At 27.8% G+C, this 14347-nt stretch carries 15 protein-coding genes and 2 pseudogenes; 5 read left to right on the top strand and 12 right to left on the bottom strand.

Annotation, left to right across the window (positions count from 1 at the left end; genetic code table 11):
- Positions 1–2 precede the first annotated feature (2 nt).
- The 5 genes and pseudogenes from BM027_RS14990 to BM027_RS14970 all read left to right on the top strand — a co-directional run bounded on the left by BM027_RS14990 (position 3) and on the right by BM027_RS14970 (position 3571).
- Positions 3–554 carry an RNA 2'-phosphotransferase gene (locus BM027_RS14990; RefSeq protein WP_090093606.1) on the top strand — a complete coding sequence of 184 codons (552 nt, stop codon included), beginning with the start codon at positions 3–5 and terminating at the stop codon, positions 552–554.
- A gap of 230 nt (positions 555–784) precedes the next feature.
- Positions 785–1741 (top strand): annotated as a pseudogene (locus BM027_RS18600) (RNase A-like domain-containing protein).
- Positions 1742–1755: 14 nt separating this feature from the next.
- On the top strand, positions 1756–2049 hold the full coding sequence (locus BM027_RS14980) for a hypothetical protein (RefSeq protein WP_090093601.1): 294 nt from the start codon (positions 1756–1758) through the stop codon (positions 2047–2049).
- Positions 2050–2275: 226 nt separating this feature from the next.
- Complete coding sequence (locus BM027_RS14975; protein WP_090093598.1) at positions 2276–2602, top strand: hypothetical protein; 327 nt, start codon at positions 2276–2278, stop codon at positions 2600–2602.
- A gap of 357 nt (positions 2603–2959) precedes the next feature.
- Entirely contained in the window at positions 2960–3571 is a 612-nt protein-coding gene (locus BM027_RS14970; RefSeq protein WP_090093595.1) for a hypothetical protein, read from the top strand.
- 363 nt (positions 3572–3934) lie between these two features.
- On the opposite strand, the gene BM027_RS14965 is transcribed toward BM027_RS14970, so the two are convergent.
- The 12 genes and pseudogenes from BM027_RS14965 to BM027_RS14920 all read right to left on the bottom strand — a co-directional run bounded on the left by BM027_RS14965 (position 3935) and on the right by BM027_RS14920 (position 14082).
- Positions 3935–4477 (bottom strand): GNAT family N-acetyltransferase, encoded by a 543-nt coding sequence (locus tag BM027_RS14965; RefSeq protein WP_090093593.1) that lies wholly within the window; start codon positions 4475–4477, stop codon positions 3935–3937.
- A gap of 558 nt (positions 4478–5035) precedes the next feature.
- A complete protein-coding gene (locus tag BM027_RS14960) occupies positions 5036–5461 on the bottom strand; it encodes a MarR family winged helix-turn-helix transcriptional regulator (RefSeq protein WP_090093591.1) in 426 nt (141 codons plus the stop codon).
- A 226-nt stretch (positions 5462–5687) separates the two neighbouring features.
- Entirely contained in the window at positions 5688–6617 is a 930-nt protein-coding gene (locus tag BM027_RS14955) for a 2-dehydropantoate 2-reductase (RefSeq protein ID WP_090093589.1), read from the bottom strand.
- A 24-nt stretch (positions 6618–6641) separates the two neighbouring features.
- On the bottom strand, positions 6642–7709 hold the full coding sequence (locus BM027_RS14950) for a PTS sugar transporter subunit IIC (RefSeq protein WP_423230339.1): 1068 nt from the start codon (positions 7707–7709) through the stop codon (positions 6642–6644).
- 820 nt (positions 7710–8529) lie between these two features.
- The gene (locus BM027_RS14945) at positions 8530–9615 is read right to left on the bottom strand and encodes a DUF4179 domain-containing protein (protein WP_090093582.1); all 1086 of its coding nucleotides are present in this window, start codon (positions 9613–9615) and stop codon (positions 8530–8532) included.
- The gene (locus BM027_RS14940; RefSeq protein WP_090093580.1) at positions 9608–10174 is read right to left on the bottom strand and encodes a sigma-70 family RNA polymerase sigma factor; all 567 of its coding nucleotides are present in this window, start codon (positions 10172–10174) and stop codon (positions 9608–9610) included. Before BM027_RS14940 ends, BM027_RS14945 begins: the two co-directional genes overlap by 8 nt.
- A 630-nt stretch (positions 10175–10804) precedes the next feature.
- Positions 10805–11545 (bottom strand): suppressor of fused domain protein, encoded by a 741-nt coding sequence (locus tag BM027_RS14935; protein WP_090093578.1) that lies wholly within the window; start codon positions 11543–11545, stop codon positions 10805–10807.
- A 377-nt stretch (positions 11546–11922) separates the two neighbouring features.
- Entirely contained in the window at positions 11923–12645 is a 723-nt protein-coding gene (locus BM027_RS14930) for an alpha/beta hydrolase (RefSeq protein WP_090093574.1), read from the bottom strand.
- A gap of 186 nt (positions 12646–12831) precedes the next feature.
- The gene (locus BM027_RS14925) at positions 12832–13107 is read right to left on the bottom strand and encodes a CD3324 family protein (RefSeq protein ID WP_090093572.1); all 276 of its coding nucleotides are present in this window, start codon (positions 13105–13107) and stop codon (positions 12832–12834) included.
- Positions 13108–13242: 135 nt separating this feature from the next.
- Complete coding sequence (locus BM027_RS18750) at positions 13243–13377, bottom strand: hypothetical protein (protein ID WP_278320253.1); 135 nt, start codon at positions 13375–13377, stop codon at positions 13243–13245.
- A 234-nt stretch (positions 13378–13611) separates the two neighbouring features.
- Positions 13612–13692: pseudogene (locus BM027_RS18595) on the bottom strand (ATPase); the annotation flags it as partial.
- 66 nt (positions 13693–13758) lie between these two features.
- Positions 13759–14082 (bottom strand): nucleotidyltransferase domain-containing protein, encoded by a 324-nt coding sequence (locus BM027_RS14920; RefSeq protein ID WP_090093570.1) that lies wholly within the window; start codon positions 14080–14082, stop codon positions 13759–13761.
- Between the last annotated feature and the right edge of the window lie 265 nt (positions 14083–14347).

The raw sequence follows: 14347 nt of genomic DNA, 5'->3' as shown, positions 1-14347 counted from the left end.
AGATGAGTCTTATTAACTATTTACAATTAAGTAAGGAAATATCGTATGCTCTTAGACATGCTCCTTGGGAGTATGAATTGGAGCTAGATGAGAACGGATGGGTTAGTGTAGAACAATTATTGACTGCTTTAAAAGAAAATAGTAAATGGGAAGGTGTAACCATAGGAGATTTAGAGCATATAATTGAGAACTCTGATAAGAAAAGACATGAATTAGTTGATGGCAAAATTAGAGCTTTATATGGACATTCTGTACCGATGAAGATAGTAAAAGAAAGTGCAGAGCCGCCAGTAATATTATTTCATGGAACTGCAAGACGTTTTTTAGAGTCAATAGAGAATAAAGGTCTATTACCAAAAGGAAGGCAATATGTTCACTTATCGAATGATATCGAAACTGCACTTCAAGTTGGTAAAAGACATGATGATAAGCCAGTTATTCTTGAAATTGATGCTAAAAAGGCTTGGGATAAAGGAGTTAAATTTTATTTAGGTAATGATAAAGTATGGTTAGCTGACAATATACCAAGCAAATATATAAAAGTCACGTCATAATTAGATTTAATCTAATAGCATAAAAATGTGAAATGAACCAGCTGAAAATTAAGTAGGCTGGTTCATTATTTTTAGTAGTTAACATATTCAAGTAATAGATAAAGGAAATCCTAGTTAATCAATACTAATACCTTTAGGAGCAAGTAAAACAAGGGCAAAAGGGATGTGTAATTGATAAGGATAAAATCGGTTTAGAAGATTTATTTGGATTTGGAAGAATATCAATAGCTATGCATAAAGAATATGAAGATATGAAAGTAGAAATAGATGTCTATAATGCGAGTTTGTCAGAACAGAGTGCAGAAAATACTTCGAACTTTATGAGTAAATTAATATTTGATGCAGAAATAAATAAGAAAAAAATAGATAGTTATGACAAGTATATAAATGAAATGATAACTTCATCAGACTTTGATTATGAAACAAATGATGAAAGAACGATATCTATGGGAGCATATTTTATACCAGTTTTGGGTGAATATAAAATGTTAGCAGAAATAGTTGATGGAAAAGACTTAGTATCAGGAAGACGCTATAGTGTAGGAGAACAATTATTTGCAATAGGTGCTGTAGGAGCAGGAAGCTTAATAGGAAAAGTATATAAAGGTGTGAAGGCAGGACTTGCATCGGGAGTAGAAGAAACATCAGGCAAAATAGCTGAAGGAACTGTGTTTGCTATGAATGGTGTTAGGGATTCTAGTGGAATTGAAAAACTGGCTAAGAGCATAACTGAAAAGGTTGTTGGTAAAGGGGAAAGAATTAAGGGGGCGACAGACCCTAAAAAGATAAAAGATACTTTAAATGGAGGATTAGATGTACATGAATCAATGGGAGGTCATCTATTAGAAAAACATGTAGGAAAAACAGAACAAGAATTATTGGATAGGTTGAAAAACCAACCTAAAATATCAGGTTCATCTTCTTTTTCTGATAAAAATATAGCTGAAGATGTATGTTATAAAATATTATCTAATAAAAATAATAAGATTAAAATTAATGAATAGTTATCTAATAGTAAAAAAGGAAATAAGTTAGTATTAGATTATAAGGGTATAGAAGAAGATTTAATAGGTATTGGGGTTAAGAGAGGGGAAAGTTCAGCAAAAGATATGTATAATGGAATGATTATATTAAAAAAAGATGGTAAAGGTGGATACTATATGTTAACAGGGTATCCAACTAAATAAATGGAGGAAGACATATGTTAGAAAGTGAAATGAGAGATGACTTCATAAATTTTTTAAGAGGAAATTTTCATCAAGATATTGAATCAGTAGAGGATGCAATTGAGGAAATTTTAGATGAGGGGGAGAGGGATTATCTTATATATGTTACTGAATTCATCACAATATTTCTTAATTCAGATATTAGTGATGAAAATAAGATTAATATAGTAAGTGAAAACACAGCAATATATTATGAAGATAAAAGTCAGTATATAGTGTTAATTATGAATATATTAAACAGTATAAAGAAAAAATTGGAAACATTATAAATAGATGAAATATAAAATATAAGGATGATAGTGGTAAAATTAGATTATTTACAGAATTAGAATTGATATATATAGATTTGAGGGAGGTACATTTGTATCCCCAGAGAGAATTTCATATCCAAGTAGAGCATTAGCACTAGGTACAGAGAAGAAACTTTACATAAAAATGCAATTGATTAAAGACCAAGTGCCAGAAGAAGTATATTCACTAAATGGAGGAATATTAATGAGTTCAAATAATCTAATTATAGATAAATTAGAAAATTTATTTAGTGCATTAAGTTTAGTATTAGAAGCAAATAGAAAAGAGGATATTAATTACCATATTTCTGAAGTTAATTACGTAGTAAAAATTTTAAATGAATGTCAAAAGAATAACTATACAGATTCTGATAATATTATAAATGAAATAAAGTCAATTTATAGCAATTTATACCCACCAAGAGGTGGATTATCTGACTTTTTTATATGGAAAGCAGATTTTGATGAACGTGTTAAAGCTAATGAACCTTTAGGAAGAATTGGTGATGAATTATGGAAAATATTGAAATAATCAACTGCAAAATTAAGTGTTATTTGACTGCATAAAAATAGTTATTTATCTAGGCTAATAAAAGTAAATAGAACGAACAAAATAATTAATGACATAAAATTAATAATACAGTGAAAAGATGAAATGAATCAGTTGAAATTTAAGTAGGCTGGTTCATTATTTTTTAGTAGTTAACATAATATCTGATAAAGGATTTTCTAGCTAATTAAACCTAATACCTTTAGGAGCAAGTAAAACAAGAATAAAAGGAATGTGAAATTGCCAACCATTATTATTATAGACCTACAGAAGAATTTACTATGGATGCTGGATTATTAGATGATATAACAGATTTGGTTAAGGAGGGTTTGATTAAAATTGAATAATGAATTTAAAAGATTATTTCAAAAAAATTATAAAGTAATTGAAGAAATTAATAGTATAGAAATATTTTATATAAATTGTGGAATGATTGAACAAGAAATGTATATAAAATGCAAAAAAAGTGCACTTGGATGGACTATATTCAAATGTGTGAGAGGTAATAATTTTGAGATTGGAACTTTTGTTGAAGAAGAGTATGCCATATGTGTAATGTATGTACTTTGTGTAAAGAATTTTGAAGGAGTAAAAGAAAATAACAACTTAAAACGAAGTTTAAGAACTTGTGAGGGAGAAAATGCAAAAGTCCAAGCAACTCAAATTATAGAAAGTGAATGTGAATTAAAGTATTTCTCTTTAGACAAGCCAAAAAAGAATGCAATATGCATGGAAAATGTAAATGGATTATACAATACTTTTTATCTAAGTAAAGATGATAGTAGAGTTAATATTGTTTCAGATGCAACTTTTAATAGGGCACTTGTAGTTGTATATAATTTTTCAATCTTATTGAAAGAATTTAATAAAATTTATACACAAATAACAAAGCATTATTCAACATGCAAAAATCACTATGAAAAATTACTTAGATATTATTTGAATAAATAAAGAAATAACATTAAGATGATATTTGGCTATCGAAAGTTAGAAGAATATATTAAAGAGAATAAAAAGTTGCTACAAAACTCTTAAGAAACTAACTGCAAAATTCTCCTATAAGAGTTGTTTAATGATAAGTTCTTTAAATTATAACGATTCTTATAATATAACAATTTTAAAACTGAATCCATAATAATAATTCTGTAGTAAGTTTGCAGACTACCACATCAAAAAAACATTCTAAAAACTGCAAACAGCCATCAAAAAGAGGTTCTAATACTGGTTTCTATAGGAAAACATAGCACATTCATCAAAAAATTCTTTTTATGCAAATTAAAGCTAAAAGAAATTATTATAGTAAACAAAAAAATATTAATTACATATTACTCTTTTAGCCATTAGAATGTCTGGTTTCCCAAAACCATTTGAATCTGGTATTACACCAACTATTTTATATCCAAGTTTTAAACAGAATTCATAAGTATGATGGTTTAAATTTTTTATATTTTCTATTTGCTTAAAAATGTCTGGATATATATCTTTTCCACTTAAACTTGTGCTATTATCTTCATCTTGTGTACCTAAAATAATTGTGACTCCGCCTCTTAAAGCAACTAACTTTTCAAATTTACAAATAAGCAATTTTCCAATGCCATTTCCTTGATTTTCTTTATGTACGACTAAAGGTTGTATTTCCCAAACATGTGCATTGTACTCTTCAACGCCACAAATCCACCCCAATACCTTATTATCTTCATCGACTGCAATTATACTAATTTTATTATCATCTATAGAATTAAGTATTGCTTTTTTTGCAATTTCAATATTAGAGAAATCCTTAAAATTAGTCTTAAGTAGCATTGCACACTGTTTTATGTAATTTTTATTTTCTAATAATAATGGAATAATTTTCATGATAAGTTAACATCCCTTTCAAAATATCTTAGAACAGAAAAAATAAAAGTAGTTTAAGTTTTATTTTGTAATGTTATCTATAGTAATTAATTCGCCAATGATTTCAAGATTCCTCCATAAATACATATATTTCTACAATTTGTGTTTTAATTATAAATATATATAATTATGTATGATTTTATATATTAATCATATTAATGATTTATTTAGTAAAACAGGGAAGTTTAGAGAAAGAGATTCAGATTATTAGTTTTAAAGAGTCAGTGGTTTAAATATTTGAGTTATGCGTTATTTATAAGAAGAAAATCAGAATACACAAAAAATAGAGAGCACATTTGGCTCTCTATTTTTTGTGTATTCAGTTTACTTAAGACGCATCATAACCAATTTAACTATAGCCCATATCGTTAATACATTGTCCCTATCTGAGTTGCTTGTGCTAAGGTTTTACTTAAAGTTTTCTTTTAATTAATATATATATTGCAAATTTAAATGTACAACAAAACCGTAAACAGCTACTTGATTTATTGAAGACTTATTATTGCAACATATATATATCTACTTAGATTCTAATATTTTTGCAGAATCATTTGTTATATTAGTTAAGAAATTATATTCTTCTAAGCCTAATACTTCTCTATAACGATTATGTAGCTTTAACCTATACTTTTGTATATCTTCTTGAATTTTTTCTCCATCCTTAGTTAAATATATATGAGATAACTTTCCTTCAGCTTGTCTCTCAACTAAACCATTTATAACCAATTTATCTATAAGTCTAGTTATTGTAGATGGCTTTAAATGAAGTTCTTCGCTTAATTCCTTTTGTGTTATTCCAGGTTTAAACTTTACGCCAAGAAGTATATATACATATGTAGGGGATAATCCTAGTGGCTTTAACTCGTCTTCAGCTATTTTAGCTGCTATCTTTTTTAATCTAGTTGCAGTGAAAAATAAACACTCACAAAAATTTTGTTCAAGCATTATGTCCTCCGTTCTAACTTTTTATAATTTTATCCATATAAATAATATATTAAAGATAATTTGAAAAATTTGCAACTAAATTAATAATATATTAAGGATAATTTAAAAAAATTACAACTAAATTAATAATATATCAACACTATTCTAAAACAAAGCCAATTTTATAAATAATATCAAAAAAGTTGATTACTATTTAAATAATAATCAACTTTTTAAAGGACTGTATTTATTTAACAAGTAATTGTTCTTTTGCATGAACTATAGTTGTTAATAAATCATTACATTGTGTATTTATATTAAATTCTTTACCTTTTCTAGATACATATCCATTTATATAATCAATTTCTGTAAGACGATGATTTTGAATCAAATCTTGATGCATTGATGGATGATGTTCTCCAGCTTGGCTTGGATCATATATTTTTTCTATTCCTTTTGCCACTTCTTCAACATTTAATTTTACTCCATATTTAGCAGCAATATCAGAAAATTCTTTTATAATATTACGAATAAGCTTAGGTGCTTCTTTTAATTCTCCAAATTCCCTAATATTACAATCTAAAATTGTGCAACAACTATTTAAAGTTCCATTTACACAAGCCTTACGCCATATTGAGAATAAAACATCCGCACTATAATGAGCTTTTAATCCTGCTTGACTTAATATGTCGCAAATCTCTCTAGCTTCTACTTCTGTATTCGGATCAATATTTTGTACTTCTAAGCTTCCATCTCCACTTAATACAACATGTCCAGGACCTGCCAATCCAGCCGTCCATAAAGTTACTCCCATAAGTATATTTTTGTTATCAACATATTTTTCAATAGTTTCATTATGACCTAATCCATTTAATAGGCATAATACTCTTGTATGCTTTCCTAAAACATTCTTTACAGATTTAAGCATAGATTCTAATCCCATTGATTTAGTAAATAAAATTATTAAATCTGGAACTTCTTTAGCATCTTCTGGTAACATTGCTGGTATTTTTACCTTCTTACATTTTCCATTTTCTTCAATCGTTAATCCTTCATTATTTATAATATCTACATGAGCTTTCCACGCATCTATTAAGAAAACTTCGTTTCCAGATTCATGTAACATATATCCATAACGTGAACCCATAGCTCCTGCTCCAACAATTGCAATTTTCATTTCAATTCACTCTCCTCTTTTGCATTAAATATATTTAAAAATATTTTCATCATATAAATGTATAACTTTTCTACAGAACCAATCAATAACAAATGCACCTACAAAAGGTATCACAAAGAATGCCATTGCCACTCCAATCATTGCCATTGAATGACTTGCTGTTGAGCCATTTGTAGCTGCTAAAGGACCAACTAATCCAACTAGTCCAAATCCAGCACTATTAGGTGTTCCTAATATGTTAAACAGATATGCACCTATTCCACTTAAGATACCATTTGCAATAATAGGTACTGCTATTATTGGATGAGCAACTAAGTTTGGCATCATCATTTTCATAGCTCCTAATAACACAGATAAAGTAACTCCACTTTCATTCACTTTTCTTGATCCAATTACTAAAACAGCTGTACAAGCAGTAACTCCAATAGCAGCAGCACCAGCACCTAGTCCTGTTATACCTATTGCAATACCTATTGCTACAGTTGAAATTGGTGAAATAATTAAGACTGAAAATGAAATACTAATTAAAATACACATTAATAATGGTTGTAAAACTGCAAAATTATTAATTAAATTTCCTATTGTTATAGTAATTAGTCTTACGTAAGGAAGCATAAGTATTCCAATAACACCCACACCAGCTCCAATAATTGGTAATAATAATATTGTTAAAGAACCTAATTTATTTCCTATTAATCTAACAACATATACAGCTATACATGCAACTAACATTATGTTTATTAGATCACCTATACCAACCATTTGTACTCCATGTTCAGTGATCTTATAAGCACCTGAACCTAAGAATACTGCTGCTCCAACAATAACTGATTGCATAGGATTAAGATTAAATTGTAATCCTACTAATACACCTACAAGAACTGGCACTATGAATTGCATAATATTTACAGCATTGTAGAGAATAGCAAATATTGGAGAAACATCTATTAGTCCTTTAAATATTGAACCTAGAATTGCGTTTGGAATTAACCCAACAACAATTCCTGTTGCAGTTCCAGCTAAAACTTTATTCAAATAATCTTTAGGTGTTAACTTGTCTTTTTTTACTATATTCGTTTCTATCACATTCATCTTCTTTCTGTTTATAAAGTGAAACTTTTCAGGTGGAGTTTTATACTCCAGCTAAATTTAGTTGAACTTATCCAGGAGCGTGCAGTCGTTATCACCTACTTGAAGAAGAAGGATTGTTACGGATGCTAGCTATCGGATAAAATTTTTCTTTGAATGATTGTTTATTTTTTATCATTCTGATTTTTAATTTTTAAAGTTATATCTTAGATAAATTACTAGTAATTCGTTCAAAGTTAGTTATTTTAGCTTAAATTATATATATAAATTCCTCAGTTGTATGTACAACTAACTTTACGAGAGTAAATATACCATGTTTAAACATAAATTGCAATATATTTAAGCCATAAAAGTTAAAAATATAACAATTAATTGCATGAAACAACAATTTTATAACTTTTTTAGAAATATATGTAATAGTACACTCATTTAAAATTTAATTTTTAACTAAAAAAATAATATATTCAAAGTTTTTTGGTTAGGCTAAAGTAGATTATGAAGCGTAGATACATTTATTTATGTATAGGAAAGTATAGAATTTTTAAATCCTAAAAAGCTGATGAAGCCTAGCTTTAGAAGAACAAATATATGAAATTGGAAAATAATGATAAGATGTATATTCAAAAAAGAAATAGAAATAACATTTGTGGAAGAAGCATTGAAAAATAAGCTTAGAGTTTCTTCATTTGAAGTTGTTCCATAAATGATTGTCCTAATGCATATTAGGAGCAATCTTTTATGGGTACAACTTTAAATGTTAGAAACTCTTAGCGAAATTTTTCTAGTCTTCTTTAATAAATGTTATTTCTATTTCTTTGACTTGTTATTTTCTTTCATGTGCCTTAATTTTTATTATCTCATCAAATATTAAGTCTTTCCCAATTTCTTCATATGAAGTTTCACTTTGTCCTTTTGAATCTGTTATTGTTTCTCCTTTTTTTAATATAGGTTTATTTATTACAATTCTTATATTTTTACTTTCAGTAGAAGGTGCTTTAAAACTCATATTTTCAGTTTTATTATCCTTGTCCACTCCACTGTCTGAAAACTGAAGTTCTTCTCCATTTTCATCATAAATTGCAACTTTATAATCAGACCACTTATCTTTGTTATAAGTTACACTAAATATCATATCAAAAGGTGTTATAGATAATGAATTTAAAGTTACACTATCATTTCCTATATTATCTAAATTCACAACTTTTCTAATATCTTTATTTACTTTTACAGGTATTTTAAAAGCCCATGTACCAGATTTCACATCACGTTCTTCATGATTATCTAATGAATGAGTTTCAAAGTCTGTATATTTAATTTGGAATGTAAACTGATCTGGAATAGGTGTTTTAAGTGAAGAAAGTTTATATTTTTCCATTCCTACAAAGGTGTTATCATCAATAAATTTTCCTTCAAGACCAGCAATTCCTGTATTGTCTAATTTTTCATCAGAGAAATCTACTTTATTATATTTTTCCCTTGTCATAAGCTGATTCATTGTTAAAGGTGCATCTCCCCATGACGTATATTTAAAAGGCTTTTCACTCTCAACAATATATGTTACATATAAAGATTGTCCGTCGCATAATATGTCAGACAAAGTTACACCTACTCCATTAGAGTACGCTGTTTTATTTACTGATGTAGAATATTCTGAATAATTACTTGGAAAGTATATATTTTTTTCAATAGCTTGAAATACACTTCCAACAATAGGTATTTTAGCTGCCATTGCTGGATTTGAAAGTCCTATAGTTAAAATAGCAATTAAAGAAGCTGCAGTAATCCCCAAATTTCTTCTGATGCTTTTTTTCCTTTTCATATTTTTTACATCAATAGCTCTTTGTACGCCCATATCTATAAAATCATCTATATTATCTGGTATAGTAATATTTTCATAGTTCTTATTCATTTAAAAAGTCCTCCTTTAAAATTTTACTCAAATCATTTTTAGCTCTTTTTAAGTGACTTTTAACAGTGTTTTCGGGTATGTCCATAATATAAGAAATATCTTTTAATGGCAGATCATTAAAATACTTAAGAATTATTACTGATTTATAGCTATTTCGTAATTTATCAATTGCTTCATATAAATCAAGCTTTTCCTCAGTAGATATTAATTCTTCTTTAAGAAAAATGGCATCATCATTTAAATAAGTAACTTTGTCATTTTTTCTTATTGTATTTATACATTCATTTATTACTATTTTGGTTATCCATGTTTTAAAAACACTTTCTTTTTTTAGCTTTTTTATATTAAGAAATGCCTTATAAGTGCTTTCTTGTAATATATCTAAAGCAATCTGTTCATTTTTTACATAACTATAAGCAATTTTATAAAGGTACATTTTATTTTCCTTTATTAAAGTTGTAAATGCCTTAGAATCTCCCTTCATGGCCATTTTTATTAAACTATTTTTCATTAGACTTTTATCATCAAGTCTATATACTAATGTATTATCATTAATCATATTATCTCCTTACCATAATAATTTTTATTTTCATGTCTAGATACCACAAGTTCTAAAAATAATAATACGCTTTGTTTTAAAACCGTGTTGATATTGTTATATAAATCTCATGGACAGTGAAATCCATATAGGAAACTCGACTCATATGCATTCGCTGAGTAAGTTCGAGGAACAAAATATAAAATTTTGACTCTTACTTAACAATTGTTTTAATGCATTATTACATTTATTAGACAATTAATACATATAAAAAGTTGCAAAAAATAAAATGCTTTTATAATAACTTATTTTGTCATTATAAAAGCATTTATTAGAATGGCTATGTTTTAAAATAGTGTTGATATTTTAATATAAAGGCGAACTGGCATTGGAATTTGATTTGTAGAACTCTTAATGAATATTTGTACTATTCATTGCTTGTCACAATCTTTGATTGGGAGCATGCATTAATAGGACTAATATTCGTTTTAGAGTTCTTAAAGTGAATTCCACTGTCCATGAGCTTTATATTACAATATCAACATTCACTTAAAACATAGTCATTAGATTATATAAGTTCCAATAAAGTTTGTTCATTAATATAAATCTTAGAATATTTATAAACAATTATTTAATATTACGTATATATCTTTATTTACATGTATTTTCTCTTTTGGAATCTAGAATTATCCAATCAACAGAATCAAGTTTCTCCATAAATGCATCCATACCATTTTGCAACTTATATTCAATTTCTTCCTTATATAAAGGAAGCACGTAATATATATTAATTCTATTACCATCATTTGTATTTATTACACTGATTTCTTCTTTAAACATATTAAATATAACACCATTTAAATCTGTATTTTCTGCATATGGATCATATGTTTCATAATTTGGTACAGTATGTCCATATGCAAACCATGTATTATATTCATGAGGAAAACGTGCCATCTGTTTCATTAATCTTATAGGCCAATAGTTATTCTCATCTTTTATGCTTTGCTCTGTTAAATCCCAGTCTTCAGGTAAAAACATCATTAATTCTGACCTATAATATAAATCTCTTTTATCTTCTGATATTTCATCTGGGAGAGTCATAGGCATACTACTCATACCAGTTGTAAATAATACTTTAAAAGGCTGATTTTCTATTGGTTCCATAATTGTTATATCAATATGTACAATATCAGAAATTAACTCATGAAAAGTAGAAGATTCCCTTCCTGGAAAAGCTTCATTGAAATGTTTTGTAATTTCTTCTGCATATGGTGTAAATACTACATTATCCTCATCACTTACTGGTTCCTTATATCTATAAATATTTGTCCCATCTTCTGAAGTACCTTCTGATTTACCACCAAAGATCTTTTTAAATATGTTTTTCATTTATGCTCCTACTTTCTATTATCTAAATTTATTCCAACTTTTGTGAGGTAACAGTTACTTTACAAAAATTGGAATTTAGTCAATATGCAACCATTTCATTATAACAATTCATTTCCTCATCTACAATATATTCAATAATATTGCCAAATTCAAATTTTCATTGATACTTTTTTATAAAAATTAAGGATAGACTAAAATAAGCCTACCCTTTAATGTAATTTCTGATGTATCTTTTTCTAAAAATGTTAGCCATCTTTGATATTAATAAAGACTATTCCAGTCTTTGTAAGACAACAGGCGCCTTACAGAGATTGGAAGCTTTCTGACTATTTTTGTTGCTATTTAACACAATTTATTAAGATTATTCAATAGATTTACTACGCATTATGCTCATTTATGCATATATGTTTTTTTAGCCACTGTCTGAAAAATTGCAGTTGTTCTTCAGTATGAAAATAGTGTTCTCCATTCTCCATTACTTCCAAATTACAGTAAAAACGTTGTACAAACCCAGATATCACATCGAATTCACACATATTATCTTCTGAACCATAGAGAATTGAAGTTGGTTTGTCCCAAGTGGCAATAGGATGTTCTTTCACATAGCAATAGTAATCCCAATAAAGTATATGTCCATTTGGCATTGAAATTTCCTTTTCTGATTTTAATCTATCCTCACTTACATTAAACCATGTCATCATATTATTTATGATATGTTCCATGTTTACTATTGGAGAAAGAGACAAACACTGTTTCAAGGGCTCATGGCTATACGCAAGTAAACTAAAATATGCTCCCATACTGCTAGCAAAAACACCTATATTATTTGATAATGACTTTGCATAACGCATAAGAGTATCAAGATCCTTAACACAATTTTGAACCTTGCATGGATAATTTTCAGCCTTACGTTCACCATGTTCAGGCAAATCGAAACTAAGCACTTGATAACCTCTTGCTGTTGCTTCTTCTGCAAATACAACAATAAAGTCGTCTGCCTTATTTGACATATTACCATGCACTACTACGAATAATTTATCTGATTTTTCCCCCCACAAAATTGTAGGTATATTTTCTATTTTTAAATTTTGTTTTATCATTGATTCTAAACTCCTTTTACTATAGAGTTCACTACCGAAACCCTACAGTAAGATTATAACTTCATTTCTCCTACGTTATCTAGTTCATAAATAATTCTGTATTAAAGTTGTCTGTTTTTACACTAACAAATTAAAAAGGGCATTTTTATATCATATAAATACATGATATAAAAACACCCTTTTCAATTATATTAATTGTTTTTCTGCTCTAATTATTCTTCTAATACTATACTCAGTGAGATAAAATTGTTCAGTAAGTTCTTCAACAGACACCCCTTGCCTATATCTATTAAAAATCTCCTTATTCCTTTTATTCAAACTATTTTTTATACCACTGTTTTCCCCCCAGGCTTTTTTATTATCACTTTTCCTAGGTATATACAGATAACCACCATCTACATATTGTTGAATTAATTCAATAATATCCTGTGGCAATATATTTTGTGCCTTTTCGTATTTCATAATCCTTGCTCCTATCTACATTTAGTCTGTAAATAATGAAAGCAAAGTCTACACAAAAACATTTTAGGCACTTGAAAGAAAATAATAGACCAAAGATGCGTCGTATATTTGGTCTATTATTTTTTTGAATGTACCTTAGCCTAAATCAGTCAAAATTCGGCTCCAAGCAAGACCTTGTTCTGTATTTTCATGTAGTCTTTGCACGGAGCCTTGGCTAACAGCACGTTTTGATACATATCTCATACATATTTCTCCCTTCCCTCTACTCATTTTTCTTTGCTACACGTAAAAACTACATTAATTATAACATAAGCCAATTTCATCAACTCCTTTAATGTAGTTTCAGATGTATCTTTTTCTAAAAATGTTAGCCATCTTTCAATATTAACAAAAACTATTCCAGTTTTTGTAAGGCAGCAGGTACCTTACAGAGATTGGAAGCTTATCTTTGTTGCTAATATTTTTTATATAAATATAGCTAGTAAAACTTAATACATTTTACTAGCTACTTTTGTAATATATAGATTTATATATTGAAGTTTTTCCTGAACCATTAACACCTGCAAAAATTGTATAAGTCGGCATATTATTTACCTATTACCTTTGCTTGCTCTTTTTGCAAATTCAAACCATTCTTTAGCTATACCTTTGTTATCCATAAAGTTTAACTCCCTGAAGTAAAATTTCATGTTCCATAGTGCACTCCAATTTAGCTCTTTCATTAAACTCATCACTATAATAAACTAACAAATCAACCGGCATTGTTGCCACTTTAGATATTGATTTTCTTATTAATTTCATAATTTCTATTTTTCTTTTGCTCTTATCATTCGTTACTATACATATATCTAAATCACTATCTTCATTAGGATTTCCATATGCATAAGATCCAAATAGATATATAAAATTTACATCTGAAACTTGATTTATTTCTTTTAATAAATTTTCTAACTCAATCTTCACATTATATGGCATAAATTTCACCTACCTATCTACGCTATATTACTTTACTTTGATTATACACTATAATCAAACCTTATAATCACTATATTTTATAAAAAATAAGATAGACTTCTTTTAAAGCCTATCTATATTTTAAAGTTCTTCAATTTTAGGCACATTCAAAAAAATAACAAGTCAATATGCCAATGTCATTTAGATAAGGATTTATCCTTGTCAAGATCATCTAAGGATATTGAAAATATTCTTAGGTGACTTTTTTGTCTTACTATACATGCTA

Source organism: Clostridium uliginosum, assembly GCF_900112485.1.
Classification (GTDB): Bacteria; Bacillota; Clostridia; order Clostridiales; family Clostridiaceae; genus Clostridium; species Clostridium uliginosum.
Note: the sequence above shows the minus strand (reverse complement) of the source record. Positions and strands in the feature narration are given on the sequence as shown.